At 69.2% G+C, this 26,287-nt stretch carries 25 protein-coding genes; 8 read left to right on the top strand and 17 right to left on the bottom strand.

The features are described from left to right. Window positions 1-17: 17 nt before the first annotated feature. Complete coding sequence (locus tag ASD13_RS11345) at window positions 18-689, top strand: response regulator transcription factor (protein WP_017831205.1); 672 nt, start codon at window positions 18-20, stop codon at window positions 687-689. A 10-nt stretch (window positions 690-699) separates the two neighbouring features. Further along, entirely contained in the window at window positions 700-1,782 is a 1,083-nt protein-coding gene (locus ASD13_RS11340; RefSeq protein WP_055869242.1) for a sensor histidine kinase, read from the top strand. 40 nt (window positions 1,783-1,822) lie between these two features. Here the strand turns inward: ASD13_RS11340 and ASD13_RS11335 are convergent, their stop codons facing one another. The 6 genes from ASD13_RS11335 to ASD13_RS11310 all read right to left on the bottom strand — a co-directional run bounded on the left by ASD13_RS11335 (window position 1,823) and on the right by ASD13_RS11310 (window position 10,598). Continuing rightward, a complete protein-coding gene (locus ASD13_RS11335; protein WP_055869241.1) occupies window positions 1,823-3,343 on the bottom strand; it encodes an SDR family NAD(P)-dependent oxidoreductase in 1,521 nt (506 codons plus the stop codon). Window positions 3,344-3,474: 131 nt separating this feature from the next. Continuing rightward, window positions 3,475-4,233: an SDR family NAD(P)-dependent oxidoreductase gene (locus ASD13_RS11330; RefSeq protein WP_055869240.1), complete on the bottom strand. Its 759-nt coding sequence runs from the start codon at window positions 4,231-4,233 to the stop codon at window positions 3,475-3,477. A gap of 41 nt (window positions 4,234-4,274) precedes the next feature. Then, window positions 4,275-5,522 (bottom strand): ATP-NAD kinase family protein, encoded by a 1,248-nt coding sequence (locus ASD13_RS11325; RefSeq protein ID WP_055869239.1) that lies wholly within the window; start codon window positions 5,520-5,522, stop codon window positions 4,275-4,277. Continuing rightward, window positions 5,519-7,102, bottom strand: a complete 1,584-nt coding sequence (gene gcvPB / locus ASD13_RS11320; RefSeq protein WP_055869238.1) for an aminomethyl-transferring glycine dehydrogenase subunit GcvPB — start codon at window positions 7,100-7,102, stop codon at window positions 5,519-5,521. Before gcvPB ends, ASD13_RS11325 begins: the two co-directional genes overlap by 4 nt. Beyond that, window positions 7,099-8,487: an aminomethyl-transferring glycine dehydrogenase subunit GcvPA gene (gene gcvPA, locus ASD13_RS11315; RefSeq protein ID WP_055869237.1), complete on the bottom strand. Its 1,389-nt coding sequence runs from the start codon at window positions 8,485-8,487 to the stop codon at window positions 7,099-7,101. Before gcvPA ends, gcvPB begins: the two co-directional genes overlap by 4 nt. Then, window positions 8,484-10,598, bottom strand: coding sequence for a beta-galactosidase (locus tag ASD13_RS11310; RefSeq protein ID WP_055869236.1), 2,115 nt, complete (start codon window positions 10,596-10,598; stop codon window positions 8,484-8,486). The genes gcvPA and ASD13_RS11310 overlap by 4 nt, the downstream gene beginning before the upstream one ends. A 149-nt stretch (window positions 10,599-10,747) precedes the next feature. Here ASD13_RS11310 and ASD13_RS11305 point away from each other — a divergent pair, with 149 nt between their 5' ends. Continuing rightward, window positions 10,748-11,404, top strand: a complete 657-nt coding sequence (locus ASD13_RS11305) for a GntR family transcriptional regulator (protein ID WP_055869235.1) — start codon at window positions 10,748-10,750, stop codon at window positions 11,402-11,404. A 17-nt stretch (window positions 11,405-11,421) separates the two neighbouring features. Here ASD13_RS11305 and ASD13_RS11300 read toward each other — a convergent pair whose 3' ends face one another. The 7 genes from ASD13_RS11300 to ASD13_RS11270 all read right to left on the bottom strand — a co-directional run bounded on the left by ASD13_RS11300 (window position 11,422) and on the right by ASD13_RS11270 (window position 19,460). Continuing rightward, the gene (locus tag ASD13_RS11300; protein WP_017831196.1) at window positions 11,422-12,318 is read right to left on the bottom strand and encodes a carbohydrate ABC transporter permease; all 897 of its coding nucleotides are present in this window, start codon (window positions 12,316-12,318) and stop codon (window positions 11,422-11,424) included. Further along, entirely contained in the window at window positions 12,315-13,208 is an 894-nt protein-coding gene (locus tag ASD13_RS11295) for a carbohydrate ABC transporter permease (RefSeq protein ID WP_017831195.1), read from the bottom strand. The genes ASD13_RS11300 and ASD13_RS11295 overlap by 4 nt, the downstream gene beginning before the upstream one ends. Window positions 13,209-13,210: 2 nt before the next feature. After that, window positions 13,211-14,524 (bottom strand): ABC transporter substrate-binding protein, encoded by a 1,314-nt coding sequence (locus ASD13_RS11290; RefSeq protein ID WP_055869234.1) that lies wholly within the window; start codon window positions 14,522-14,524, stop codon window positions 13,211-13,213. A gap of 79 nt (window positions 14,525-14,603) precedes the next feature. Continuing rightward, window positions 14,604-16,241, bottom strand: coding sequence for an amylo-alpha-1,6-glucosidase (locus ASD13_RS11285; RefSeq protein ID WP_157535625.1), 1,638 nt, complete (start codon window positions 16,239-16,241; stop codon window positions 14,604-14,606). Further along, window positions 16,238-17,182, bottom strand: coding sequence for a carbohydrate ABC transporter permease (locus ASD13_RS11280; protein ID WP_017831192.1), 945 nt, complete (start codon window positions 17,180-17,182; stop codon window positions 16,238-16,240). The genes ASD13_RS11285 and ASD13_RS11280 overlap by 4 nt, the downstream gene beginning before the upstream one ends. After that, window positions 17,179-18,141, bottom strand: coding sequence for a carbohydrate ABC transporter permease (locus ASD13_RS11275; RefSeq protein WP_017831191.1), 963 nt, complete (start codon window positions 18,139-18,141; stop codon window positions 17,179-17,181). Before ASD13_RS11275 ends, ASD13_RS11280 begins: the two co-directional genes overlap by 4 nt. A gap of 5 nt (window positions 18,142-18,146) precedes the next feature. Continuing rightward, window positions 18,147-19,460 carry an ABC transporter substrate-binding protein gene (locus ASD13_RS11270; RefSeq protein ID WP_055869232.1) on the bottom strand — a complete coding sequence of 438 codons (1,314 nt, stop codon included), beginning with the start codon at window positions 19,458-19,460 and terminating at the stop codon, window positions 18,147-18,149. A 162-nt stretch (window positions 19,461-19,622) separates the two neighbouring features. Here ASD13_RS11270 and ASD13_RS11265 point away from each other — a divergent pair, with 162 nt between their 5' ends. From ASD13_RS11265 to ASD13_RS11245, 5 genes are all read left to right on the top strand, one after another. After that, window positions 19,623-20,066: a hypothetical protein gene (locus tag ASD13_RS11265; protein ID WP_055869231.1), complete on the top strand. Its 444-nt coding sequence runs from the start codon at window positions 19,623-19,625 to the stop codon at window positions 20,064-20,066. Window positions 20,067-20,145: 79 nt separating this feature from the next. Next, window positions 20,146-21,216, top strand: coding sequence for a M4 family metallopeptidase (locus ASD13_RS11260; RefSeq protein ID WP_055869230.1), 1,071 nt, complete (start codon window positions 20,146-20,148; stop codon window positions 21,214-21,216). After that, entirely contained in the window at window positions 21,191-21,496 is a 306-nt protein-coding gene (locus ASD13_RS11255) for a protealysin inhibitor emfourin (RefSeq protein ID WP_055869229.1), read from the top strand. The genes ASD13_RS11260 and ASD13_RS11255 overlap by 26 nt, the downstream gene beginning before the upstream one ends. 56 nt (window positions 21,497-21,552) lie before the next feature. Beyond that, the gene (locus ASD13_RS11250) at window positions 21,553-21,888 is read left to right on the top strand and encodes a hypothetical protein (protein WP_055869228.1); all 336 of its coding nucleotides are present in this window, start codon (window positions 21,553-21,555) and stop codon (window positions 21,886-21,888) included. 83 nt (window positions 21,889-21,971) lie between these two features. After that, window positions 21,972-22,223, top strand: a complete 252-nt coding sequence (locus ASD13_RS11245) for a hypothetical protein (protein ID WP_055869227.1) — start codon at window positions 21,972-21,974, stop codon at window positions 22,221-22,223. Here the strand turns inward: ASD13_RS11245 and ASD13_RS11240 are convergent. The 4 genes from ASD13_RS11240 to ASD13_RS11225 all read right to left on the bottom strand — a co-directional run bounded on the left by ASD13_RS11240 (window position 22,175) and on the right by ASD13_RS11225 (window position 26,257). Beyond that, window positions 22,175-23,254, bottom strand: coding sequence for a mechanosensitive ion channel family protein (locus ASD13_RS11240; protein ID WP_055869226.1), 1,080 nt, complete (start codon window positions 23,252-23,254; stop codon window positions 22,175-22,177). The two genes, ASD13_RS11245 and ASD13_RS11240, sit on opposite strands and share 49 nt — an antisense overlap. Before the next feature lie 108 nt (window positions 23,255-23,362). Beyond that, on the bottom strand, window positions 23,363-24,169 hold the full coding sequence (locus ASD13_RS11235) for a siderophore-interacting protein (RefSeq protein ID WP_055869225.1): 807 nt from the start codon (window positions 24,167-24,169) through the stop codon (window positions 23,363-23,365). Next, window positions 24,162-25,211, bottom strand: coding sequence for a FecCD family ABC transporter permease (locus ASD13_RS11230; protein WP_055869224.1), 1,050 nt, complete (start codon window positions 25,209-25,211; stop codon window positions 24,162-24,164). The genes ASD13_RS11235 and ASD13_RS11230 overlap by 8 nt, the downstream gene beginning before the upstream one ends. Next, window positions 25,208-26,257 carry a FecCD family ABC transporter permease gene (locus ASD13_RS11225; RefSeq protein ID WP_055869223.1) on the bottom strand — a complete coding sequence of 350 codons (1,050 nt, stop codon included), beginning with the start codon at window positions 26,255-26,257 and terminating at the stop codon, window positions 25,208-25,210. Before ASD13_RS11225 ends, ASD13_RS11230 begins: the two co-directional genes overlap by 4 nt. Window positions 26,258-26,287 lie beyond the last annotated feature (30 nt).

The raw sequence follows: 26,287 nt of genomic DNA, 5'->3' as shown, positions 1-26,287 counted from the left end.
TGCGTAGGATCGCAGCCATGCGTGTACTGATCGTCGAGGACGAGCCCTACCTCGCCGAGGCGGTACGCGATGGGCTGCGCCTGGAAGCGATCGCCGCCGACATCGCGGGCGACGGCGACACCGCGCTCGAGCTGCTGAGCGTCAACTCCTACGACCTCGCCGTGCTCGATCGCGACGTTCCCGGCCCGTCCGGCGATGACATCGCCCGATGGATCGTGGCCTCGGGCAGCGGCATCCCGATCCTCATGCTCACCGCCGCCGACCGGCTCGACGACAAGGCGACCGGCTTCGAGATCGGCGCCGACGACTATCTCACGAAGCCGTTCGAACTGCGCGAGCTCGTGCTGCGCCTGCGCGCCCTCGACCGGCGCCGACAGCGCAGCCGTCCGCCCGTTCTCGAGGTCGCGGGCCTGCGCCTGGACCCCTTCCGCCGCGAGGTGTACCGCGACGACCGTTATGTGGCCTTGACCCGCAAGCAGTTCGCCGTGCTGGAGGTGCTCGTCGACGCCGAGGGCGGGGTGGTCAGCGCCGAGGAGCTGCTGGAGCGCGCCTGGGACGAGAACGCCGACCCGTTCACGAACGCCGTGCGCATCACGGTCTCCTCGCTGCGCAAGCGCCTGGGGGAACCGTGGCTGATCCTCACCGTGCCGGGTGTCGGATACCGGATCGGGACGGACGCCGATGCGTAGGCGCCCCGGCATGAGCGCCCGCCTCAAGCTCACCCTCAGCTACGCCGCTGTCGTGCTGGTGTCGGGGTTGCTGCTTCTCGCCGCCGTGGGCCTGTATCTGCTGCGCTACGTACCGGACGTGCAGATCCCCTACATCGACTTCCGGGTGCCGAACCGCTCCGACCTGATCAGGGCGTTCGTGCCAGTCGCCTCGGTCGTCATGGTGGTACTGCTCGCCCTGGGACTCGGCGGCGGCTGGTTGCTCGCCGGTCGAATGCTGGCGCCTCTCGAGCGCATCGGCGACGCGGCGCGGCTGGCGGCGCAGGGGTCGCTCTCGCACCGGATCGCCCTCCCCGGCCCCCGCGACGAGTTCCGCGACCTCGCCGACGTCTTCGACTCGATGCTCGAGCAGCTAGAGGCCCACGTCGCCGAGCAGCAGCGGTTCGCCGCCAATGCCTCGCACGAGCTGCGCACCCCTCTCGCGATCTCGCAGACGCTGCTCGAGGTCGCCCGCGATGACCCCGAGCGCGACGTCGATGCGCTGATCGCCCGCCTGCAGGAGGTCAACGCCCGCGCGATCGAACTCACCGAAGCGCTGCTGCTGCTCAGCCGCGCGGACCGTCGCGCGTTCACCCGCGAGATCGTGGATCTGTCGCTCCTCGCGGAAGGAGCGGTCGAGGCGCTGGTGCCGCTCGCCGACCGTCGCGGCGTCGCCGTGGAGGTGGGCGGTGCCCCGGCCCCTGTGCTCGGCTCCTCCACGCTGCTGCCGCAGCTGGTCACGAACCTCGTGCTCAACGCGATCGTGCACAACCTGCCGTCGGGCGGAGCCGTCGCCGTGCGGACGCACTCGATGACCCACGCCGTCGCACTGGTCGTGGAGAACACCGGCGAGCTGCTGCCGGCGCACCGCGTGGCGACGCTCATCGAACCCTTCCAGCGCGGTGCCGAGCGCACCCGCAGCGACGACCATGCCGGGGCGGGACTCGGTCTCGCGATCGTCGACCGCATCACGCAGGCCCACGGGGGCACGCTGGTGCTCACCCCGCGGACGGACGGCGGCCTGATCGTGACGGTGTGGCTGCCGCATCCGTACCCGGTCGAGCCTTCCGCCTGACCAGGCTGCCGTCCCCGTGACCGTCCCGGTCAGCGCGAGCTCACCAGGGGCTGGGCTCGTAGTCCTTGAGGAACACGCCGTGGATGTCTTCGCCGGCCTCGCCGCGCACGATCGGGTCGTACACGCGGGCGGCGCCGTCGACGAGGTCGAGCGGGGCGTGGAAGCCCTCTTCGGCCAGGCGCACCTTCGTGTAGTGCGGACGCTCGTCGGTGATCCACCCGGTGTCGACGGCCGTCATCAGGATGCCGTCCTTCTCGAGCATCTCACCGGCACTGGTGCGCGTGAGCATGTTGAGTGCGGCCTTGGCCATGTTCGTGTGCGGGTGGCCTGGCCCCTTGTAGCGGCGGGAGAACTGCCCCTCCATGGCCGAGACGTTCACGACGTACTTGCGGTGCGAACCCGAGGCGGCCATCGACGCGCGCAGACGGCTGATGAGCAGGAACGGTGCGGTGGTGTTGGCGAGCTGCACCTCGAGCATCTCGAGCGGATCGACCTGCTCGATCGACTGCACCCAGCTGTTCACGCGGTTCACGTCGGGCACGAGGCCGCCGGCGTCGATCGCGGTGCCGTCGGCGTGCTTCTCCAGCGACGAGGATCCGGGGGCCATCGCGAGGCGTGCGAGGTCTTCGGCCGTCAGCGCCTGGCCGCCCTGCTCGGCGACCGTGCCGCCGAGGGCAGCGACCGAGAGCAGCGGATGCGCGTCGACGGATGCCTGCAGCGCCTGCGGGTGCGGGTCGGCCGTGTGACCGAAGGTCTCCATCTCGGGCAGCGGTCCGTCGGGAAGCGGCTGCAGCTCGGCATCCGCCAGCAGCGAGTACGCGCCCGGCGAGCGGCGCACGGTCTGCGCGGCGTTGTTGATGAGGATGTCGAGCGGACCCTGCGCGGCGACGGAGTCGGCGAGGCCGATCACCTGGGCGGGGTCGCGCAGATCGATGCCGACGACGCGCAGACGGTGCAGCCAGTCAGCCGAGTCGGGCAGAGCAGAGAAGCGGCGGACGGCGTCGCGCGGGAATCGGGTGGTGATCGTGGTGTGCGCCCCGTCGCGGAGCAGCCGCAGCGCGATGTGCATGCCGATCTTGGCGCGGCCACCCGTGAGCAGGGCGCGCTTGCCGGTGAGGTCGGTACGGGCGTTGCGCTTGCCGTGGCTGAAGCGGGCGCAGTCCGGGCAGAGCTGGTGGTAGAACGCATCCACCTGCGTGTAGGGCTGCTTGCAGATGTAGCAGTTGCGGGGCTTGAGCAGCTCGCCCGCGATCGGGGCGTCGATCACGCTCGTGGCGAGGTCGTTGCCGCGCGTCTCGTCGTCGATGCGGTCGGGCGCTCCGGTGGCGGTGCGGGCGACCACGGCCTTGTCGGCCTCGGCGATCGCATCGCGGATCTCCTTGCGGCGCACCCGCTTGACGGCCTTGAACATCGCCGCGGTCGCATGGCGCACGGCGACGAAGTCCGGATGCTCGTTGTCGATCTGGTGCAGCTCGGCGAGTACGCGAAGAGTCGTGGCGAGATCGTCGGGGTCGACGCCCGGTCCGAGGTCGGGTGCAGCGTCGGAGGGGGCGTCGGTCATTGTGCTGATTTTACGCGAGTGTCCTGGGGGTACGCCCGCCCCCCGCCCGCGGGGCACATGAGCCGGTCGTCGAGCGCACGGCGCGACGTCGAGAGCCCGCGCACTCGACGGAGTGCGCGGGCTCACCGCAGCTACGCGATCCCGCCGCCGTCGACGACGAGCGCCGACCCGGTGACGTACGAGGAGTCGTCGCTCGCGAGCCAGACCACGGCCTGCGCGACCTCGCTCGGCTCGCCCATGCGTCGCAGCGGACGATCGGCGGCTTCGGCGAGGAAGGCGTCGGTGTCCTGCGCGAGCTGACGGGCCTCGTCGCGCAGCATCCCGGTGTTCACGTCACCGGGGTTGACGGAGTTCACCCGGATGCCGGCAGGGCCGTGGTCGATCGCGAGCGCACGCGTCATGTTCACGACGGCGCCCTTCGAGGCGCAGTACGAGAGGGCCTGGCCGCCGCCCTTGAGGCCCCAGCCCGATCCGGTGTTGATGATCGAGCCACCGCCGGCCGCCTCCATGATCGGCACGACGTGCTTGCACATCAGGAAGATCGAGCGCACGTTCACGCCGAACACGCGATCCCACTCCTCGACAGTCGTCTCGACCGCCGTGGTGCGACGGATGATCCCCGCGTTGTTGAAGACGACGTTCACTCCGCCGAGCTCCTGGAGAGAGGTGGCGATGACCCGTTCGATGTCGGGTTCGCTCGCGACGTCGGCCGCGATCGCGATGGCGGTGCCACCCGCGGCACGGATCTCCTGCGCGACGGCCTCTGCCGCCTCCGCGTTCAGGTCGACGACAGCGACGGCCGCGCCCTCGGCGGCGAGCGCGAGCGAGGTGGCACGACCGATGCCGCCGGCACCGCCGGTGACGATGGCCTTCTTGTTCTCGAGACGCATGGGGTGTCCTTTCGGGTTCGTTCAGAAGATGTCAGACGCAGTCAGGGAGTCAGTTCGGGGGCGCTCACGGCGTACAGGCTGCTGGTGCCCGAGCCGGTGACGATGCGCATGTGTCCGGCGAGTCTCGCATCCAGTTCCGGGTCGCCGGTGTCGACGAGGAGCGGGCGGCCGTGCAGATCGATGAGCTTCTGCTCGGGGGCGACGACGAGGAGCGGGTCGTCGCCGAGAGCACGCAGGACGGCAGCCGAGAGCTGCTGGTTGCCGCGCCCGAGCAGGAATCCCTGGCCGCCGATCACGGTGACCACGGCCTGAGCCGGCCCCTCGGCGATCTCGGCGAGGAGTTCCTGCTCGCTCGCGCCGCAGACGACGGCCGTGCCGTCGAGCACGACATCGACTCCGAGCGGTGATCCCTCGACGCCCAGCTGCCGGGAGATCTCGGCGGTCGTGCCGCCGGGACCGAGTAGATAGCGGACGCCCGGGAGCATGCGGGCCACGGCGCCACGCGCCGCCGCCTCGACCGCCGCCGCCTCGGTCACGGGTGTCGGCGCCTTGCGCGCCTGGGTGCGGCCGCTCCGGTACGGCACCCGCAGCATGCCGTACAGCGTGGGGTCGACGCGGGCGCGCCGCATCGCGGCCTCGTCGATGTCGAGTACCTCGCGCTCGTCGGTGGGAAGCCCTCCCAGGTCGATCCAGTCCGCGGCGATCGCCCCCGCCGCCCGCGGGCTGACCGCGAACACGGGCGAGTACATCTTCACTCCGGCCGGCACCCCGAGCACGGCGGGCATGCGCGTATCCGCGTGCTCGGCATCCGCGTGCGCCTGTCGGGCGTCCATGCCCCCGGGTGCGGATCTTTCGGCGTGTCTCCCGACATCCGTTCCGGCTCCCGACGGATGCTCGGCCCCTTCGAGCCCCGCGACCGCATCCCGCAGCGTCCCGTCACCGCCGACCACGAGGATCAGGTCGACGCCGTCCGCGGCGAGCGCCGCCACCGCACGCGAGGTGTCCCCCGCCTCCGTCTCGTTCCGCTCGACACCGAGCGCGGGAGCCACGACACGCGGAACCAGCCCGGCCGCGCGCACGGCGTCGGCGCCCATCGCACCAGCGGCGGTCGCCACCTCGAGCCCGGGATGCCGTTCGGCGAGCGTCGTCAGGGCGAGGACCGCCCGCTCCTGCACGCGCGAACGGGCGCCGCGCGCGAGGGCGAGGCGCTGCACGTCCGCGCCGTCGGAGCCGGCGAGGCCCGCAGGCCCGCCGACTCCGGCGACAGGGTTGACGACGAGGCCGATCACGACGCGACAGACTCCGCGGGGAAGTACTTCCGCTGGTACGCGCGCCACGTGATCGCCCACCGGTCGGGGTCGTCCAGATCGTCGTGGTGCGTGTGGTGCACGGTCTGGTTGTGCGGGGCGGTGCGCACCACCTCGGGGGTCTCGCGTGCCTCTCGCGCCACTTCGGCCAGGGTGTCCGCGTACTCGTCGAGCTCTGCCATAGAGTACGACTCGGTCGGTTCGAGCGTGAAGGGCTGCGGCACCACGTAGGGGTGGTGGCTGGTCCAGTAGTGCATGCCGAAGTCGGTCATGCGCACGCCGATCTCCTCCGACGAGATGCCGGTCTCCTGGTACAGCTCCTCCCACGAATAGCGCACCTGCTCGATGCGACGGCGGCCGGTGGCGTACGGCGCAGACGCTCCGGGAATCCCGAGAACGCGAGCCATCAGGTAGTTGTTGTTCAGCACGGCGGTCTCGGCGGCGGCCAGCAGCCCCTCGGCTCCGAGCGCCATGATCCACGAGTAGGCCTTCACGAGGGCGGGGATGACGCCGAAGAACGGCCCGACCGCACCGATCGAGAGCTCTCCGCCCTCGGCGACGGCGAAGGTCCCGTCATCGTCGCGCACCACCCGCGGCCCCGGCAGGAAGGGGGCCAGCGCCGCGCTCACGGCGTTCGCGCCCGATCCGGGTCCGCCGCTGCCGTGCGGGGTGCCGAAGGTCTTGTGCAGGTTGAAGTGGCACACGTCGAAGCCGGCATCGCGGGCTCGCGTGACCCCGAGGATGCCGTTCGCGTTGGCCTGGTCGTACGAGGCGAGGGCCCCGACCGCGTGCGCGGCATCCACCCACTCCCGGATCGCCGGGTTGTAGATGCCGGTGTCCTCGGGGTTGGTGACCATGATCGCCGCGGTACGGGGCGACAGTGCCGCCTTCAGCGCGTCGAGCGAGGGGTAGCCCTCGGCGTCGGGATACACGGTGATGACCTCGTAGCCCGCAGCCTTCGCGGCGGCCGCGTTCGAGGGGTGGCTGAAGATCGTGGTGATGACCTCGCGGCGCTGCTCGCCCTCGCCGTTGGCCTCGTGGAAGGCGCGGATCATGGCGATGTTCGCCCAGATCGCGGCCGATCCGCCCTGTGTGTGCAGCGAGACCTCGTCCATGCCGGAGATCTCGGCGAGCATCCGCTCCAGCTGCCAGACGATCTCGAGCACACCCTGTGCGTCGGCCGGGTCCTGGTGCGGGTGCATCGCGGTGAGCTGCGGGGTGTTCGCGAGCTGGTCGTTGATCTTCGGCGCGTACTTCATGGTGCAGGTGCCCTGCCCGATGTCGACGTTGAAGTCGGCGCCGAGGTTCTCCTGCGACAGACGCAGATAGTGCTTGAGAACGCGCATCTGCCCCATCTCAGGCAGCTTCGGCTTCGACGCACGGCGCAGGGAGGCGGGGAGTGCGGCGACCACGTCGCCCACCGCCTCGCGCACGCCGGGCTCGACCTGCGAGACCAGTACGCCGCGCTCGCCGGGCGTGGTCAGCTCGAAGATGATCGGCTCGTCCCAGCGAGCCTGCTGGAAGCGGCGCAGCGCCGGCTTCGGGGCGACGGGGAGGCTCATCGGTTCTGCTCCTTCGCGAAGAGATCGGATGCCGTGACCTCGGCGAGTGCGCCCGCCAGAGTGTCGATGTCGGCCTGGGAGGTGAGTTCGGTGACGCAGACGAGCAGGCGGTGCTCGTCCACGACCACCCCGGGTTCGATGCCCCTGGCGCGCAGCGCGGTGACGACCGCCTGCGCCGTGACGTCGGCGAAGGTCACCGTGAATTCCCGCAGATGAACGGCATCGTCGTCGAGCGCGACACCGGGCACCGCGGCGAGCGCCTGCTGCGCGTACCGGGTGCGGGCGAGGAGCACCTCGCCGAGCTCGGCCATGCCGGCAGGTCCCATGAGTGCGAGGTAGACCCCGGCGGCGATGCCCCAGAGGGCCGCGGCCGTGCCGACCCACTCCTTCCCGTCCTCGCGATGGGCGAACGAGGTGCGGTCGTAGGCCACGTCTCCGAAGCCGTACTCGCCGGGCACATCGGTGGTGGCGAGCCCGAACAGCCGCGACGGCATCTCCATCACGAAGGTCGGGTCGTCGTGCACGGCGATGAAGCCACCGTGGGCGCCGCCGAACCACTGGTGCAGGCCGAGGGACTGGATGTCACCGGTGACGATGTCGGCTCCGGCCACCGCGGGAGGGGTGAGGACGCCGTAGCCGATCGGGTCGGTGCCGACGACGACCACGGCGCCCGCGGCGTGCGCGGCCTCCGCGATCTCCGACAGCGCGGCCTCGACCGCTCCCGTGGCGCTGGGCGTCTCGACCCAGACCGCGGCCACGTCATCGCCCAGTGCCGCACGGACGGCGGCCACGTCGGCCGTGCCGCCGACGGTCGGCACGTGATCGAGCGTGAGGTGCGCGCGGACGTAGTCGTGCACCTTCGCGAGCTTCGCGGGGAGCACGTCGCTGACGACCAGCACCCGGCCGCGGCCGGTGAGGCGTCCCGACATCGTCAGGCCCGTCGCCGTGGCCTGGTAGCCGTCGTAGGTCGGCACGTTCACGACGTCCATCTCGAGCAGCTCGGCCATCAGCGACTGGTACTGGAACAGCGCCTGGAACCGGCCGTGGTCCTCGTAGGGCTCACCGGCGTAGGCGGTCAGGAACTCGCTGCGCCCGATGACCTCGTCGACGACCGCCGGCACATAGTGGTTGTAGGTGCCCGCGCCGAGGAAGCTCAGCCGCTCCGCGGTCGAACGGTTCTTGGCGAGCAGCCCCCGCACGTGGCGGGCGAGGTCCTGCTCGGCCACGAACGGGGCCGGAAGGTCGAGCGGACGGCTCAGTCGCAGCGATGCCGGGATGTCGGCGTAGAACTCGTCGACCGACGCGGCACCGACGGCTGCGAGCATCGCCGCTCGAGACTCCGGGGCGGTGTTGGGGATGTACGGATGCACGAACGGGGCGGTCATGCGTCCTCCTTCTCATCGTTGTTGCTCAGGGACGTGTCACGCGAAGACGCGATCGGGGTGGCGAAGGGGATGGATGCGGCGCGGGGCGCGGCGAGGACGGCGACTCCGTAGCGGTCGAGCTCGAGCCGGTCCGCGTGACGGATGCCGGTGAGCAGGTCGACGCCCGGGGTCGGGATCTCGAACGCGACAGGGGAGCGTCCGTGGTTCAGATAGAACGTGTAGTCGGTGGTGTCGTCGGCGCGCGTGACGACCTCGACCTCGACGTCGGTGTGCGCGCAGGCGGGAACGCCGGCCGTGCGCAGCACATCACGGAAGACCGGGAGCAGGCCCTCAGGGTCGAACATCGCGCTGACGTACCAGGCCGAGCCCGCCCCCGCCGTGCGACGGGTCACCGCGGGCAGGCCGTCGAGCTCGCCGCTCGCATAGGTGCCGCGCACCTCCACGTCGTCGTCGGCCTCGAGCCACTCGCTCCACGACGGCACGGTCAGGGTGTCGCCCGCGTAGTCGATGCTCTCGGTCAGGCCGTCGGCGATCGGCCACTGCTCGTCGACCTCGATGCCCAGCAGGTCGCGCAGGGGTCCCGGCGCTCCGCCGTCGTGCACCTTCTCGGTGGCGTCGACCACACCGGAGAACGGTCCGACCACGAGGTGCCCTCCGCGCTCGACGAAGGCCCGCAGCGCGTCGGCCTGCGGCTGCTCCACGATGTAGAGGTTCGGCACCACGACCACGTCGTACGCGTCGAAGGGACCGGTCGCCCTGACGGCGTCCACCGGCTGGCCGAGCGTGTACAGCGCCCGGTGCCAGGCTCGGGCCTGCTGCGCCCACTGCAGACGCTGCGAGGGCAGCGACTCGACGGCGCTGGTGCCCCACCACGAGTCCCAGTCCACCACCAGCGCCACGCGCGAGCGCACCCGGGTGCCGCGCACGGGTTCGAGCTTCTTCAGCTCGTTGCCCAGCGCCTTGGTCTCCCGGAAGCTGCGCGAGCGCTCTCCGCGATGACCGAGCATCGAGGAGTGAAACTTCTCCTGGCCGTACTTGGCCTGACGCCACTGGAAGAACATCACGGCGTCGGAGCCGTGCGCGACCGCCTGCAGGCTCTCGATGCGGATCTTGCCCGGCGCCTTGGGCACGTTCACGTCGCGCCAGCTGGTCGCACTGGCCGAGGATTCCAGCAGCAGCCACGGCTGCCCGCCCTTGAGCGAGCGCATGAGGCCGTAGTTGAGGGCCGCGCCGATGTGCGAGGTCGGGTCGGCGGGCTCGGGGTAGGCGTCATCGGTCACGACGTCTTCGACAGCGGCGAAGCCCCAGTAGTCCAGGTCGCGGAACATGCTCATGAAGTTCGTGGTCACCGCGATGTCGGGTGTGACCTCGCGCAGCACGTCGATCTCGACCTGGAAGAGCTCCAGCAGGGCGTCGGACGAGAAGCGCTCGAAGTCGAGCAGCTTGGTGGGGTTGACCGGCCCCGGCGCCTTCTTCGGCGTCTCGATGTGCTCCCACGACGTGTAGCGCTGACCCCACACGTTCACGCCCCACGCCTCGTTCAGCCCGTCGAGGTCGCCGTAGCGGTCCTGCAGCCAGCGACGGAAGTGCCGTGCCGACTCGGGGCACCAGCAGCGGGAGGTGTGATCGCCGTACTCGTTGGAGATGTGCCACATGGCGAGACTGGGATGGTCTCCGTACCGTTCTGCCATCGCCCGGGTCATCCGCGCGACGTTCTCCCGCCAGATCGGCGACGACGGGCAGTAGGTCTGGCGGGATCCGAACTCCAGGCGGTGACCGTCGGCATCCCACGGTGCCATCTCGGGATGAGCGCGCAGCAGCCACGACGGCGGGGTCGCGGTCGCTGTGGCGAGGTCGATCGCGATGCCCGCCTTCCAGAGCAGCTCGATGATGCGGTCGAGCCACGCCCAGTCGTAGACGCCGGGCTCCGGTTCCAGCTGGGGCCAGCTGAAGATCGGCAGGCTCACCATGTTCACGCCGGCTTCGCGCATCAGACGGATGTCTTCGTGCCAGGTCTCTTCCGACCACTGGTCGGGGTTGTAGTCGCCACCGTAGGCGAGGGCATCGAGGCGGACGCGTCGGGTGGGCTGGTCGCCATCGGGTGCGGGCACGAAGTCTCCTCTCTGAGTCGTCACCGGCCGATCCGGGGGTGCACTGGTGCGAATCCCGGATAAGCTGTATTCTGTATACAACACACTAGGACGTCGTCCGAGGCCCGTCAACCCATAGGCTGACGGGCAGGCGGCAGAAGAGGGGACGCATGGCGATCGAACGCAAGAACCTGCGCTCGCAGGTTCGGCAGGAGCTGCTGAACCGCATGCGCGCCGGACTCGTGCAGCCCGGCGAGGGCATCAACGAGGTCCAGCTCGCCACCGAACTCGGCGTGAGCCGCACGCCCCTGCGTGAGGCGCTCATCGCCCTCGAGTCGGAGGGGCAGATCGAGAGCGAGAACGGCAAGGGCTTCCGGTTCGTGCCGCTCAGCGCCTCCGAGTTCCGCGATCTGGCCCCTGTCCTGGCGGCGCTCGAGAGCCTCGCGATCGAGCTCAGCCCGCCCGACGAGCTGCGTCGCATCGGTGGACGGCTCAAGGAGATGGCCGACGCATTCGCCGATGAGCTCGTGGAGCATCAGCTCGTCATCACCAAGGACGACGAGTGGCACAGCGTGATGCTGTCGGCCTGCCCGAACGCCCGACTCCTGGCCGTGATCGACAACGTGCGCAGCTCGTTCCACCGCTACGAGTCGCTGCTCGTGCCCGAAGACGTCAAGGTCGAACGCGTCGCCGCCGAGCACGTCGAGATCGCCCGCCACCTCGCCGACGGCGACATCCCCGGCGCCGTCGAGGCCCTCAAGCTGAACTGGATGCACGGCATGCAGCGCATCCTCGACAACGCCACGAGCTCGTACTTCACGGCGTAGACCGCCCCCGTATCCCCTCACCCCTTCACCGCGCCGCCGAGGAGACCTGCGACGAACTGCTTCTGGAAGATCAGGAACAGCAGGAGCAGGGGCAGGGTGGCCAGCAGCGACCCCAGCATCAGCCCCGAGTAGTCGACGCGGCTCATGCCGATCATCGTGTTCAGCGCGACCGGAACCGTGTAGTTCGCCTCGGTGTTGAGCATGAGCAGCGGCCAGATGAACGCGTTCCACTGGCTGATGAACGTGTAGATCACGAGCGCCGCGATCTGCGGCTTCGCGACTGGCAGCACGATCCGATAGAACGTGCGCAGCTCGCTCGCGCCGTCGATCCTGGCCGCCTCGATCAGGCTCGGCGGGAAGTCGAGGAAGCCCTGGCGCATCAGGAAGATCCCGAACGCGTTCGCCAGGAACGGCAGGATCACGGCCTGATAGGTGTCGATCCACCCCATGCCGGCCATGATCTGGAACAGCGGCACCAGCAGCACCTGCATCGGGATCATCATCGTCACGAGCACGAGAGCGAGCAGCACGCCGCGGCCACGGAATCGATAGGTGGCGAGCCCATAGCCGCACATGATGCTGACGATCGAGCTGAAGACCGTGTAGATCACCGCGATCAGGAGGCTGTTGAGCATCACGCGACTGAAGCCGATGCTCTCCTCCAGGCGGGCGAGGTTCTCCCACAGCGCGTCGCCGGGGAGCACCGGGAGCGGCGTGCCGAACAGCTCGGAACTCGGATGGGTGGAGGCGATGACCATCCACAGGAACGGGATGATCGACACCACCGAGGCGACGATCAGCAGCAGGTAGAGCGGCAGCCGCAGCATGCGCGAACGGGCGCCGCGCTCCCCCGCGCCGAGGCTGCGGGTGTCGCGGCCGGAGGTGACCAGGGTGCGGGTGGCGAGATCTGTCATGGCTTCTCCCTCATGACCCGGAATTGCACGACGGCGATGATCGCGGTGATCAGCACCAGCATCCAGGCGATGGCTGATGCGTAGCCGAAGTCGAACTGTCGGAACCCGACCTTGTACAGGTAGAGCACCGGGGTGAGCGTGGCGTCGTTGGGGCCGCCGCCGGTGAGGATGAAGTTCTCGTCGAACAGCTGCAGTGCGCCGATCGTCGAGGTGATCCCCGTGAAGATCAGCACCGGTCGCAGCTGCGGCAGCACGACGCTCCAGAACGTCTGCCAGCGTCCGGCGCCGTCGACCTTGGCCGCCTCGTAGAGCTCCGGGGGGATCGACTGGAGGCCGGCGAGGATGATGACCATGTTGTAGCCGGTCCAGCGCCAGGTCACCGCCGCGATCACCGAGACCCGTGCCCACCACTCGTTGTTCAGCCAGTCGATCGGGGCGACGCCGAGCACACCCAGCATCTGGTTCACGGCGCCGCCGTCGGTGGCGAGCAGCACGCGGAACACCACCGCGTACGCGACGAGAGTGGTCACCGCCGGGAGGAAAGTGAGAAGGCGGAATCCCGATCGCCAGCGCAGCCACGACTGGTTGAGCAGATAGGCGAGACCCACGGCGAGCGCCATCATCAGCGGTACCTGGACGATGAGGATCAGTCCGGCGTTGAGCAGGCTCTTCGCGATCAGCGGGTCGGAGAACAGCCGCTCGTACTGGCCGAGTCCGACGAAGCTCGTCACGCCGCCCTCGGTGCGGAACAGGCTCTGCCAGAGCGAGGCGCCCAGCGGATAGGCGAAGAAGAACAGGAGCAGGGCGGCAGCCGGCAGCACGAACCACCGTCCGGCCCTGCCCGGGTCCAGCCGTCGGCGGCCGGACCCGGGCGAGGTCCGAGAGGTCATGGTTACTCCGCGACCTCTCGACCGGTGGAGGTAGCGAGCTGCTTCGCCGCGTCGGCGAGCACGGTGGCGGGGTCGGCGCCGTTCAGCACGGCGGCGGCGACGGCGTTGGCGACGATGTCCGAGGCCTCTGCACTGTCCGAGGTGTAGACGATCGGCGGGATCTGGCCCGTGAGCTCGGCGAAGGTCTCGTAGACCGGCTGACCGCCGAAGTACTCGACCGGCTTCGAGAAGTAGTCCGACTCCAGCGCGGGCAGGTACGACGGGAAGAGACCCTCGTTCGTCATCATCGACACCTGGTTGTCGGCATCCGCGAGCACGAAGTCGACGAACGCCGCGGCCAGCTGCGGGTTCTTCGCCTGCGCAGGCACCGCGAGGCCGGATCCGCCGTTGTTCGACGTGCGGGCGCCGCCCTCGTCGAACACCGGGAGCGGGAGCACGGCGTACTTGCCGCTCAGCTCGGGGGCATCGCCCTGGAGCGTGCCGATCCACCAGACCGCGTCTGCGGTCACGGCGGAGTCGCCGTCCTTCGCGGAGGTGACCCGCCCGTCCCATCCGGTGACGTTCTTGATGAGACCGGCCTCGTTCATCTCCTGCAGCATGGTGAGCACGCGCACGGCTTCCGGCGAGTCGAGCGTGATCTCTCCCGCCTCGTTGAACAACCCCTGCCCGAGCTGCTGCAGCAGCATCTGGAAGCCGCCACCGGCGGAGAGGTCGGTGGACAGCAGCGTGTGTCCGGTCTTCTCCTTGATGACCTTGCCCGCCGCGATCAGATCGTCCCAGGTCTCCGCGGCCTCGATGTCGACGCCCGCCTGCTCGACGATGTCGGTGCGGTAGTAAAGCGCGACGGTGCCGGAGTCCCACGGGGCGATGCGCAGCGAGCCCTCGGAATCCGATCCCGCCGACCACTTGAACGGGTCGAAGTCGGCTTCGTCGTCGCCCAGGATCGGGTTCAGATCGAGCATGCCCTTCGGGAACTGCGTGATGTAGCCGGGGGCCGCATCGGTCTCGATCGTGACGACGTCGGGCAGCCCGGTGCCGGCCTGGAAGCCGACCGACATCTTGTCGTACGCGTTGTCGTATCCCACGTCGACCACCTTCACGGTGGTGCCATCGTGAGCCTTCTCGAAGTCGGCGGCCAGACGCTCGAGCGCGACGGCGCCCACGTCCCAGGACCAGACCGTGATCTCGCCGTCGAGCGTCGCATCGGGGTCGAGCGCGACGCCGGATCCGCCGCCGGGCACTCCTCCGGCCGCACATCCGGCGAGGCCGACTCCCACTGCCACGAGCGCGGCGATTCCGGTGAACTTCTTCTTCATGACTGACTCCTTCGTCCGTGAAATGAATATTGAATACAACAGGAGAGCGCAGAGCCCCGCGATGTTCCGCGACGCGGGGTCAGCTGAGCTGCACCGCGAGGTCGACGAACAGCGCGGCCGACCAGCCGAAGGCGGTGGTGGCGGTGCGGGCCTTCTGGCCCGTCTGCGGATTGAAGTACTCGTGCGGGCCCCCGCCGTGGATCACCAGGGCCACGGTCTGCTCACGCAGCTCCCGCGCGCGCTCGGGATGCCCCGACGCCTCCAGCCCCTCGGCGACGAGCATGCTCGTGTTGACCCACACCGGTCCGCGCCACATGCGCTCCTCCGAGAAATCGGGATCGGAGGCCGCGACGGTCGGCAGCCCCCAGGGCAGGGCGAAGCGCTCGGGGTCGTCGACGGCCTGACGCAGCGCCGCGGCGATGGGAGCCGGCAACGTGCCCGTGAGCAGCGGCATCAGCCCGACGACGGTGTCGCTGAGCTGCGGCTCTCCGCCGCCGAAGGCGAGGAACCGGCTCCGCTCGGGATCCCACATGCGCAGCAGCAGCTCCTGTGTGGTCTCGGCCCGCGCACGAAACCACTCCACGTCGGCATCCGGCTCGTACTTCACCAGCAGGGAGGCGAGCTCCCGATCCTGCTGCACGAGGTAGGCACCGAGGTCGGGAGCCGCGGTCGGCAGGGGACCGTCGAAGATCGGGCTGTCGTCGAGCCCGGAGGAGTACGGATGCCCGTACTCGGGCATCCCGTCGTGGTCGAGGTCGCTCCCGGCGAACCACCAGTCCTGCGAGCGCACGATGCGGGCCAGCTGCGTGCGCGCATAGTCGGGAGCATCCTCGACCTCGAGCACCTTGCGCAGCGCCCACGCGGCGAGCGGCGGCTTGGTCAGGGGCACGGGCGCACTCGGATCGGCGATCTGCGATCCGGCACGACGCAGGTTCGCGCGGTCGCTCTCGGGAAGGTCGTCGCTGGTCGCCAGCACTCCAAGCTCGTGCACGACATCGGGCAGCTGCCCGTCGGGCTGCGGGAACCGGAAGGCGATATCGAGCTGCTCACGAGCGAGCTCGGGGTCGCCGTGCCGCAGGCCGACGGCGATGAAGTAGGCATCCCACTGCCAGAGACCGACGTAGCCGATCTTCGACGGCACGATCGCCCTGGCATCGCCCAGCGACGGCAGCTCGACGATGTTCGCACCGAGCACCCACCAGCAAAACGCCGCCATCTCCTGCAGATCGTCGCGCACGCTCGGGCACTTCGCGAACCAGTCGGCCCAGATCGCCTCGGTCGCGGCGAGCGCTGCGCAGTGGTCTCCGCTCTCCACCGCGACGGCACGGTCCGCGGCGACGTGCAACCGGATGCCGCCGCCGAGCAGATGCTCCTCGACATGACCGTCCGGACGCCGCAGCCGCACCCGCGCCCCCGGTTCTCCCCCGAGGCTCAGCGTCGACGGATCGGCGAAGGTCAGCGTCGCCGCAGCAGCGCCGAACGTCACTCGCGCAGGATGCACGTCGGTCACCGGAAGCACCTCGCCCCCGGCGCCGATCACGGTCAGCGCATCCAGCACCCGGCAGTCCGACAGCCGTCGCTCGTACTCCGAGGTGTGCACGCGCACGCCCTCGCCGTCGTCGGCGCGGAACACCAGCACGCGCGAGCGCGGCAGCGTGAAGGGCGCGGACACCAGGTCGAGGCGGCGCCCGGCGAGCGCGGCGGCATCCGTCATCATCGCCCTCCGAGTCCCGAGGCGGCCATGCTGTTGAGGATCTTGCGCTGACCGATCACGAACACGATCAGCATCGGCACGGTCGCGATCGCGGAAGCCGCCATCACGAGTCCGTAATTGATGGATCCCTGCTGGCCCTCGAAAGCGTTCAGCAGGAGCGGCACCGTGAACAGGTCGGGCGAGTTCAGCAGCACGAGCGGGAACAGGAAGGCGTTCCAGACGTCGAGTGCGACGATGATGCTGAGTGCCGCGAGACCGGGCTTGAGGTTCGGGAGCACGACACTCCAGAAGATGCGCCAGCGGCCGGCGCCGTCGACGATGGCCGCCTCTTCCAGTTCCCGCGGCAGGGCGAGCACGAACTGCCGCATCAGGAACACCGCGAACGGGTTCGCCATGATGCCGGGCACGATCAGCGCGAGGTGCGAGTCGACCCAGCCGAGGTTCGACATCAGCAGGTAGAACGGGATCAGCGTCACCTGCTTCGGGATCATCTGCGTCGCGAGGAAGACGATGAAGAGCACCTTGCTGCCGCGGAACCGGATCCGCGCGAACGCATATCCCGCCATCGACGCCGTGAGCAGCGTGCCGACCACCACGAGGATCGCGATGTACGCGCTGTTCAGGTACGCCTGACCGAACGGGACCGCGTTCCAGGCCTGCGTGTAGTTCTCGAAGGTCCAGGGATCAGGGAGGAACTGCAGCGGGTTCTTCAGCAGCTGCGGCAGGGTCTTGAACGAGGTCAGCAGCATCCAGACGAACGGGAACACCATGCCGATCCCGGCCACCACGAGCACCACGTGCAGCAGGGTCGACCCGAACCGGCGGCGCGCGCGATCGACGGAGGGGCCTCCCCGCCCGCGCGAGCGGTATCCGGGCGCGGTGATGGCGATGGTGGAGTCGGTCGCCGGAGCGGGGCCGGTCAGCGGAGGAGTCTGAATGCTCATGCGGGGTCATCCTCGTAGTGGACGAACTTCTTCTGCGCGCCGAACTGCACCGCGGTGATGACGAGCGTCAGCAGCAGCAGGATGATGCTCGCGGCACTCGACGGACCGAACTCGAAGCGCCCGAAGCCCAGATCGAAGATGTGATAGACGATGGTGCGGGTCGCGTTGTCGGGGCCGGCGTCCTGCACCAGCACGTAGACCGTGTCGAACGTCTGCAGGGAGGAGATGAAGGCGACCACCGACGAGAAGAACACGATCGGGGACAGCAGCGGCAGGCGGATGCTCGTGAACAGCCTCCAGGGCCCTGCGCCGTCGATGCGGGCGGCCTCGATCACCGAGGGGGAGATGTTCTGCAGCCCGGCGAGGAAGATCACGACGTTGAGGCCCATCGACGACCAGATGGTGACGATGCAGACAGCGAGGAGGGCGAGCTTCGGGTCCTGCAGCCAGTCGGGCGGGGTGACCCCGAAGACCTTCGAGATCGTCGTGGACAGCAGCCCGTCGGAGCGGAACATCTGCTGCCAGATCATCGCCACCGCGACCGTGGAGGTCACGACCGGGGCGAAGAACAGGATCAGGTAGAGCGTGCGCGTCTTGAGCTTCTCGAGCGCGACGGCGACGATCACCGAGAGCCCGAGGCCGATCGGCACCGTGACGATCGCGATGATGAGCGTGTTGAGGATCGCGCGACCGAGGAGCGGGTCGGTCAGCTGATCGGCGAAGTTGGCGAAACCCACCCAGGTGAGGTCGGTCAGACCGTCCCAGTCCGCGAACGCGAGCACCAGGCTGGCGGCGAACGGCAGCACGACGAACAGCCCCATGCCGATCATCTGAGGGCCGACGAAGACGTAGCCCCACAGGCGGTCGCGGCGACGCCAGAGCGCCTCCTTGCGCAGGGGCGGGGCGGATGCCGCAGGGGTGACCTGCGGCATCCGCCCGTTCTCGGTGAGAGTGCTCACTCGTTCTACTCCGACCGTTCCTTGACCAGGTCGGCGATGGTGTCGAGCGTCTCCTGTGCGTCGGCCTTGCCCTGGTAGAGCTTCAGGAACTCATCGGCGATGGCGGTCGGCAGGCCGGGCACGCGTGCCTCGGCGGGGTAGTCCTCGAAACCGATGTCGCGCATGTCGAGGAAGGTCTGGGCGTGTGCGGGATAGTCGCCCTCGAGCACGACCTCGTCGGCGCCCTTGATCGAGGGGACCGCGTTGCCGCCGCCCTGCAGACGGAAGGTCTGCCCCTCGGCGGAGAGGAACTCGGTCCAGAACGTGAAGGCCGCGTCCTTGACCTTGGTCTTGCCGTTGATCGCGAGGAAGCTGGTCGCCACGCCCGTGGGAGCGGCTTCGCCGTCGGGAGTCGGCCACTGCACGATGTCGTAGCTGTCCTGCTCGCCTGTCGCATCGACCGTGCCGATCGTGTAGCGGCCCTGCACGAAGAAGCCGGCCTTGTGCGTGACGAACACGCTGTCGGCGCCGGCGCCGTCAGGGAGCGTGTCGGCGACGACGAAGGTGCCGTCCTCGAACAGGTCGCCGAGCTGCTGCACCGACTCGACGGTGTCGGCATCCTTGTTCGCGACGAAGGCTCCGGAATCGTCATAGGGAGCATCGAGGCCCTGCGACGAGAGCCAGCTCCAGTGCGTCGCCCAGTAGTTCCAGTACATGGTGCCGGTGAGACCCGCGTCGTGGAGCTTCTTGTTCATCTCCAGGAACTTGTCGGTGGTCCACTCGCCGTTCTCGGCCAGGGTCGCGGGGTCCTCGGTGATCCCGGCGGTCGCCAGCGCCTGCTTGTCGTACCAGAACACGTCGGGGTTGGAGTCGTTCGGAGCAGCGTAGACCTCTCCGTCGTTCTCGGCGGCGCCGAAGAGACCGGGGAAGAAGTCGTCCTTCTTTGTCTTGCTGTCCTTCGAGTCCATCAGCTCGCTGAGCGGCATCAGGCGCTTCGAGTCGACGAACTGACCGATCTTGTCGTCACCGACGTAGAACACGTCGGGCGCGGTGTTGCTGGTGAGCTGCGCGAGCAGCTTGGAGTGGTAGTCGCCGTAGTCGGCGACGGGCTGCAGCTTGACGGTGATGTCGGGGTGGCGCTTCATGAAGTCCTTGTTGAACTCCTCGTAGCGGGTGAGCTCGTCGGCCGTGCCCCAGGTGGACCAGACGACCGTGGCCTTGCCGTCGGCGTCGACACCCCCTCCGCCTCCTCCGCCCCCACCGCTGCACGCGGCGAGTCCGAGTGCCAGAGCGCCGGCGGCACCCAGTGCCAGATACCGCGTCACGTTCGCACGTGCCATCTCGCTACCTCTTTCATCATTGGAAGATCAGGTCGGGATCACCCCTTCGGGCGTACTGGTATTCTGTATACAGAACGCAATCCTGTCAAGGATCGCCGGTCCGGATCGCTCCATCGAGACCATCCCGTGACGTGCCGGTCACCCGTGGCGCAGACTGGATGCATGACCGATTCCGATCCGCACCTGCTCGGCCCCGGACTCCTGCCGACGCCGTTCACCGCCGCCGAGATCCGCGACGCCACCGGAACAGGCACCGTGATCCGGCTTCTGTTGGAAGGCCCCGACGGCCCGATGGCCGAGCACGTCAACCGCTTCCACGACACCGATGACGAGGGAGCGACCCTCGACCGCTGGGCCGCGGAGGACCCCAAGGCCGTCGTCTCGAATCGGGTGACCTGGGCCGAGCTGCAGGGCCATGCCGCCTTCGACGCCGGCACCACGAGCGTGTCGACCGTGAGCCTGTCGACACCGCTCGGCGCGCTCACCTGCCGCCGGTACGACACCGAAGACGGCATCTTCTGGTTCTCGATCGACCACCCGGGCATGCCCGTGCAGTACGAGTCCGACGGACTGCGTACGACCGTTCTGAGCATCGAGCGCGACTGACCGGGGCGTCGACCGGAGAAGTTCCCCGGAACGCGGGCGAGACCGCTCGAACGTCGGCCCTCCGGCGTAGGGTCGCAGCATGAGCAGCACAGCATCCGCACAACATCATGGAGTGGTCCCCTCCTACCTGCTCGCGCGCCTGGCCGAGTCGGGTCGCTTCCCGAAGGCCGCGGCCGCCGCACGGCAGACGCTCACGGCCGGCCGCCCGCCGTTCCGCGCGCGCATCGACCTCTCGATCGACGAGAACGGCGACCTCGTGGCGCAGCTGTCCGAGGCCCCGAACCGCACGATCAGCGATGCGGGCAACACGCAGCAGCTGCCGGGCGCGATCGTGCGCGGCGAAGACGACGGGCCCGTCGAAGACCCCGCGGTCAACGAGGCCTTCGACGGACTCGGCGCCACTTTCGAGATGCTCCTGGCCGCTTTCGATCGCAACTCGCTCGACGATGCCGGGGCGCCGCTCGATGCGACCGTGCACTACGGCGTCGACTACGACAACGCGTTCTGGGACGGCGAGCGCATGGTGTTCGGCGACGGCGACGGCGAGGTGTTCCAGCACTTCACCGGCTCGCTCACCGTCATCGGACACGAACTCGCGCACGGCGTCGTGCAGCACACCGCGAACCTCGAGTACCAGGGCCAGCCCGGCGCACTGAACGAGTCGATCGCCGATGTGTTCGGCGCCCTGACCGAGCAGTACGCCCTCGGCCAGACGGCCGACCAGGCGACGTGGCTGATCGGCGCCGAGATCTTCACCGACGCCGTCGAGGGCGCGGCTCTGCGTTCGATGATCGCGCCGGGCACCGCCTACGACGACGACGAGCTCGGCAAAGACCCGCAGCCCGACCACATGAGCGGCTTCGTGCGCACCACGGAAGACAACGGCGGAGTGCACATCAACTCCGGCATCCCCAACCGCGCGTTCGCCCTCTTCGCGATCGACCTCGGTGGCAAGGCGTGGGAGCGCGCGGGCACCGTCTGGTATCGCGCGCTCACGGGCGGCCTGTCGAGCACCGCGACCTTCACGCAGTTCGCCGATGCCACCGTCGCCGCGGCCGCAGCCGTCGACGCCGCCACAGCCGCAGCGGCTCGACGCGCGTGGACGACCGTGGGAGTCTATGGAGATGAGCGAGTCCCCTCCACCGACTGACGCGCAGGTCGCGATCGCGGTGGTGCGCACCGGCGGCATCGCCGGCATCCGCCGGCAATGGCGGGTGGAGGCCGCGCCCGACGATGCGGTGCACTGGATCGACCTGATCGACCGCTGCCCGTGGGACCAGGAGACGGACGCCGGATCCGGCGCCGACCGGTTCGTGTGGAGCATCCGGGCGCGCACACCGTCGGAGCGCCGCGAACGGGAGCTGCCCGACTCGGAGCTCGACGGCCCCTGGCGCGCGCTCGTCGAAGCCGTGCGTGCGGCCTCGGCCTGAGGCCCCGACGTACGCTCTCAGATGAGCCGTGACCGACGGCACATCGAAGGGGGATCATGCTGACGACAGACGAAGCCGAACGACTGCTCGGCGCGGCACGCGAGGCACACACCCGCGGCGACCCCCTGCTGCACCTGCACGTCGAGGTCAGCCGTCTCACCGGAGCCCCGTCATCGTGGGGTTCAGCGGCGAACGAGTGCCTCCAGAACGAGAGCGTCGGCTACTTCCTCGGCGAGGTCGAGCGCGTCGGCTGGCGACTCGAGCACACCGGATACGCCTTCGTCGACTCGGGCGCGACCACATCCGATCGGGTGATGAGCACCGGAACGGGCGTGGTGAATCACGGGGCCGTCTCGGGATACTTCACCTTCCGCCGCGCGGCCGCGACCTGACGTCGTCACCCGCGCGGGCCGTATCCGATCAATCCTGTTTGAATCCGGCCTCTCCGCCGCGATGCGGGTTCACAATGGAACCCATGGGACTGTTTCAGCAGAAGCCTGAAGAGCAAGAGAACCAGTGGGTGCTGCCCTCGGAGCCGCTCGAGCGCTCCGAGACGGATGTGCTCGACTCGGCGCCGGTCGTCGATCCGCTGTCGATCGGCCTCGGCGCGGAGGCCAGCGGCGACCTGAGCTCTGTCCTGTTCCCGGTCGCACCTCCCGTCCCCGAGGCCGCCGCCACTCACGACTCCGCGGAGCCCACCTCCGATGAAGACCCCGGGGCCGACTGAAGCTCCATCCGTGTGCGGGGCAGCGCCTCGGGGTGCTCGCGCTGCAACCAGCTCATCATCTTCTCGCGCACCTCACAGCGCAGCGCCCACTGATCGTCGGAGTCCTTCGCCGACATGACCAGTCGCACCGTGACGAACCCGCCCTGCGCATCGGTGACCAGAGCGCTCGCAGACCGGCGGTCCCACGCCGCTGACTCCTCGATGATCCGCTGGAACTCGGCCCGAAGTGGAGCCATCGGCACGCGCCAGTCCAGATCCAGGTACACCGTGCCGAGGATCTTGTCAGACCGCCGCGTCCACGTCTCGATCGGCCGTGAGGTGAAGTAGCCGCAGGGGACGACCAACCGACGCTCGTCCCAGATGTACACGACCACGTACGACAGGTTGATCTCTCCGATACGACCCCATTCGCCTTCGATCACGACCACATCGCCGACTCTGATCGCGTCGGTGAACGCCACCTGCACCCCGGCGATCAGGTTGCCGAGGATCGACTGCGCCGCAAGGCCGGCGATGATGCTCGCGATCCCGGCAGAAGCGAGGAGGCTCGTGCCGACCGCCCGCATCTCGGGGAACGTGAACAGCACCGTCCCGAGCGCGAGCACGGCGATGGTGACGAGGACCAGCCTGTGGATCACCAGGAGCTGCGTGCGTCGCCGCCGAGCCTCCGGCCCGAACAGGACGGTCTCCTCGCGAGCGATGAGCCGTTCGAACCCGAACGAGATCGACGCGGCGAGCAACCACGAGCCTGTGAGGATCGTGGCGATCAGGAACAGTCTCGAGACCGGCGGCCACCATTCCTGTTCCGCCGGGGCCGTAACGGCGCAGCCGATCCAGACGGCGACGACCAGCGCTGTGGACGCCATCGCGCGTCTCACCCGGCGGGCGAACTCGCGAACCCATATCAGGCGGCGGCTGATCAGCGCCGTGAGCAGGTGCAGCAGTGTGAGGACGGCGGCCACCGAGACGATTGCGACGGCGATCGCCACCGTCGTGCCGAGCCAGGGTTCCCATTCGAAGCCGGAAGACATCCGTCCACCCTAGGCGGCGGCCCTCGATCACACGAACGAGCCGGAGGCGCGGGAAGTCGACGCTGCGCCCCGAGGCGGGACGCTCGCCGGCGGCGCCTGAAGGCGAGATCACCCCCGTGGTTCGCCCAGTCGCCAGTATCCCGAGAACGTGATGCGGTCCTTCGATACGCCGCGCTCGACGAGGTGTCGGCGGATCGCCTGCACCGCCAGGCGTTCCCCGCACACCCACGCGTAGTCGATCGCTTCGGGAAGCTCGGCGGCCTCCACCGCCTGCTGCAGCCGCGCCCCCGGCACCTCGCCGCGGCGCTCGATCCAGGTGACGGCGCCCGCCAGATCCTGCTTCTCCGCGGCATCCGCGATCTCGATGAAGGCATGGGTCTCCGGGGCATAGGTCGCCTCGAGGATGCGCGCGATCGCGGGCAGTGACGACTCATCGCCGATGATCACCCGCGCGCGCGTCTCGGGCGGGGGCGCATACAGTGCCGTGCACTCGCGGATGCCGAGGGCCGAGCCGACGCGCGCTCGTCCGGCGAATCGAGTTCCCGGGCCCTCGTCGCCGTGCACGACGAAGTCGACGTCGATCTCGCGAGCCTCGGGGCGGTGGTTGCGCAACGTGTACCAGCGCAGATCCGGCCGCTCCTCCTCGGGGATGGCCGCGACAGCTGCACGGATGTTCTCCGTCCCATCGTTCGCGGGCAACACGAGCGGAACACTCTCATCCCGCGGCAGCAGCAACCCGAGGTACTCGTCGGGGCCCGCGGGTGCGTAATCCGCGAACTCCGCGGCCGAGATCGTGAGCCGCCGCATGTGCGGGGTGAGATCGCGTACGGCGGTGATCTCGGCGGCGAAGACGCGTGCTCCGGTGCGACGAGGACGCTGCGGTGGGCGGACGCGGTGGACGGTGCGCTCAGCCACGCCGAGCCCCCTCTCTCCAGAGCAGCCACAGGAAGAATGCGCCGCCGACGGTGATGGTGACGACTCCGACGGGGATCGGTGCCGGGAAGATGTTCTGCGCGAGCAGGTCGCTCGCGAGCAGCAGAAGCGCCCCCACGAGTCCCGAGGCGAGAAAGCTGGTCGTGCCGCTCAGACGCCGAGCGATATGCGGGGCGATCAGCGCGACGAACGAGATCGGGCCGGCGGTGGCCACCGCGACGGCGACCAGCAGCGTGGCGGCGGCGAGGAGAATCCATCGCGCACGCACGGTCCGAACGCCGAGGGCGGTCGAGACGCTGTCGCCGAGCGCCATCATCCGCGCGTCCGGAGACGCCACGACCAGTAGGGGCATGATCAGGAGCAGCGCGATCAGGGCCGGGAGGAGGTCACTCCATCCACGCCCCTGCAGCGAGCCGATCAGCCACGTCTGCGCCGTGGTGGCGCTCGCGACGAACACCTGGGTGAGCACGTAGTCGACGACGGCCATGGCGGTCGCCGACAGCGCGACCCCGGTGAGGATCAGCTGCACTCCGTGCAGGCCGGAGCGCGCAGTGAAGAGCACGATCACTCCCGCGATCACGAGAGCACCGACCACTGCGCCGAGAGCCGCCTGCGCAAGGGAGCCTCCGAGCACGAGCATCACGGTGACGGCGCCGACCGACGCCCCGCTGCTGATGCCGATCACGTCGGGGCTGGCGAGCGGGTTGCGGGTCAGACTCTGGAACACGGCGCCGGCGATCGCCAGGCTGGCACCGACCACGATCGCCACCAGGCTGCGCGGCAGGCGGCGCCCGAGCACGAAGAACCCGTCCAGCCGCTCCGGTGGGCGTCCGAGCAGCGTCTCGACCAGCGCTACGGGCGTGACGACGTACTCGCCGATCATGAGTGCGGCGATCAGCAGCACCAGCAGGGTGCCCGCGAGGACACCGCACACGACGGTCGTGCGGTGGCTGACTCGGAACGACCAGCGTGCTCCTCGGACTACGCGGTCGTCGGCCGTCAGGGTGTCGGTACGAAGGCTCACGAGATCCCCGCCGTCCGCTTGCCGACGACGAAGGCGATGAGCAGCGGGCCACCGATCAGAGCGGTGACGATACCGACCTGCACTTCGCCCCCTCCGCCGATCACACGGCCGAGAGTGTCGGCCAGCAGCAGCATCGCCGGTGCGGCGAGCAGCGACAGCGGCAACACCAGGCGCAAGTCCGGCCCCACGAGCCGTCGGAGCAGGTGAGGGATGACGAGGCCTACGAACGCGATGGGTCCAGCGATCGCGGTCGCCGTGCCACACAGGAGCGTGACGGCGACGAGCACGAGCGCGCGCACGACACCGGGCTTCACCCCGAGCGCGATCGCACTGTCGTCGCCGAGCGCCATCAGATTCAGCGCGGGGCCGAGCAGCAGGGCGAGGGCCGCCCCGACGACGATGAAGCCCACGAGCGGCAGAGCCTCCTCCACCGGTCGGGCGGTGAGCGAACCGACCCGCCAGAAGCGGAATGCATCGAGCACGGTCTCGTCGGTGAGCACGATCGCCTGTGCGGCCCCAGCCAGGATGGCCGAGAACGCGACGCCCGCGAGGATCAGCCGCACGGGCGAGCCCGAGGCGAAGCGGGTGCCGGAGAACCAGAAGATCACCGCCGAGGCGAGTGCGGCTCCGGCGAGCGCGAGCCAGATCGTGCCGTCGACGCCGAGCGCCCCGAGCACGCTCATGCCGGCCACGACGCCGAACGAGGCACCCGCACTGACACCGAGCATGCCCGGATCGGCGATGGGATTCCGGGTGAGCGCCTGCATCAGCACCCCGGCTGCACCGAGAGCGACGCCGCAGATCACGGCGTTGACCGTGCGGGTGACGCGGAGCTCGCCGACGATGTTCAGGACGTTCTGGTCGCCCGTGCCGAACAGCGAGAGCACGACCTCGTCGATAGGTACGAAGCGGGCGCCGACGGCGAGGCTCAGCGCGAGCGAGATGGCCAGCACCACCGACACCAGGATGATCCCGAACCAGGCCGGGAAACGGGATGCCGAGACCGGAGCGCGACGGCGCTCGACGATGGCGGTGTGGGAACTCATATTTGGATAGCCTAACCAAACATCGCTAGT

It is taken from the genome of Microbacterium sp. Root1433D1, assembly GCF_001426835.1.
GTDB lineage: Bacteria > Actinomycetota > Actinomycetes > Actinomycetales > Microbacteriaceae > Microbacterium > Microbacterium maritypicum.
The sequence above is the reverse complement of the archived record's forward strand: the minus strand, read 5'-3'. Positions and strand labels throughout refer to the sequence as shown.

Excerpts from the sequence above, each read along its gene's own strand:
- ASD13_RS11290 (WP_055869234.1), bottom strand. The coding sequence starts at position 14,524 with ATGAAGAAGAAGTTCACCGGAATCGCCGCGCTCGTGGCAGTGGGAGTC.
- ASD13_RS11255 (WP_055869229.1), top strand. The coding sequence starts at position 21,191 with ATGAGCGAGTCCCCTCCACCGACTGACGCGCAGGTCGCGATCGCGGTG.
- gcvPB (WP_055869238.1), bottom strand. The coding sequence starts at position 7,102 with ATGAGCCTCCCCGTCGCCCCGAAGCCGGCGCTGCGCCGCTTCCAGCAG.
- ASD13_RS11285 (WP_157535625.1), bottom strand. The coding sequence starts at position 16,241 with ATGATGACGGATGCCGCCGCGCTCGCCGGGCGCCGCCTCGACCTGGTG.
- ASD13_RS11300 (WP_017831196.1), bottom strand. The coding sequence starts at position 12,318 with ATGACAGATCTCGCCACCCGCACCCTGGTCACCTCCGGCCGCGACACC.
- ASD13_RS11265 (WP_055869231.1), top strand. The coding sequence starts at position 19,623 with ATGACCGATTCCGATCCGCACCTGCTCGGCCCCGGACTCCTGCCGACG.
- gcvPA (WP_055869237.1), bottom strand. The coding sequence starts at position 8,487 with ATGACCGCCCCGTTCGTGCATCCGTACATCCCCAACACCGCCCCGGAG.
- ASD13_RS11330 (WP_055869240.1), bottom strand. The coding sequence starts at position 4,233 with ATGCGTCTCGAGAACAAGAAGGCCATCGTCACCGGCGGTGCCGGCGGC.
- ASD13_RS11340 (WP_055869242.1), top strand. The coding sequence starts at position 700 with ATGAGCGCCCGCCTCAAGCTCACCCTCAGCTACGCCGCTGTCGTGCTG.
- ASD13_RS11240 (WP_055869226.1), bottom strand. The coding sequence starts at position 23,254 with ATGTCTTCCGGCTTCGAATGGGAACCCTGGCTCGGCACGACGGTGGCG.
- ASD13_RS11260 (WP_055869230.1), top strand. The coding sequence starts at position 20,146 with ATGAGCAGCACAGCATCCGCACAACATCATGGAGTGGTCCCCTCCTAC.
- ASD13_RS11270 (WP_055869232.1), bottom strand. The coding sequence starts at position 19,460 with ATGGCACGTGCGAACGTGACGCGGTATCTGGCACTGGGTGCCGCCGGC.
- ASD13_RS11345 (WP_017831205.1), top strand. The coding sequence starts at position 18 with ATGCGTGTACTGATCGTCGAGGACGAGCCCTACCTCGCCGAGGCGGTA.
- ASD13_RS11225 (WP_055869223.1), bottom strand. The coding sequence starts at position 26,257 with ATGAGTTCCCACACCGCCATCGTCGAGCGCCGTCGCGCTCCGGTCTCG.
- ASD13_RS11305 (WP_055869235.1), top strand. The coding sequence starts at position 10,748 with ATGGCGATCGAACGCAAGAACCTGCGCTCGCAGGTTCGGCAGGAGCTG.
- ASD13_RS11295 (WP_017831195.1), bottom strand. The coding sequence starts at position 13,208 with ATGACCTCTCGGACCTCGCCCGGGTCCGGCCGCCGACGGCTGGACCCG.
- ASD13_RS11245 (WP_055869227.1), top strand. The coding sequence starts at position 21,972 with ATGGGACTGTTTCAGCAGAAGCCTGAAGAGCAAGAGAACCAGTGGGTG.
- ASD13_RS11250 (WP_055869228.1), top strand. The coding sequence starts at position 21,553 with ATGCTGACGACAGACGAAGCCGAACGACTGCTCGGCGCGGCACGCGAG.
- ASD13_RS11280 (WP_017831192.1), bottom strand. The coding sequence starts at position 17,182 with ATGAGCATTCAGACTCCTCCGCTGACCGGCCCCGCTCCGGCGACCGAC.
- ASD13_RS11335 (WP_055869241.1), bottom strand. The coding sequence starts at position 3,343 with ATGACCGACGCCCCCTCCGACGCTGCACCCGACCTCGGACCGGGCGTC.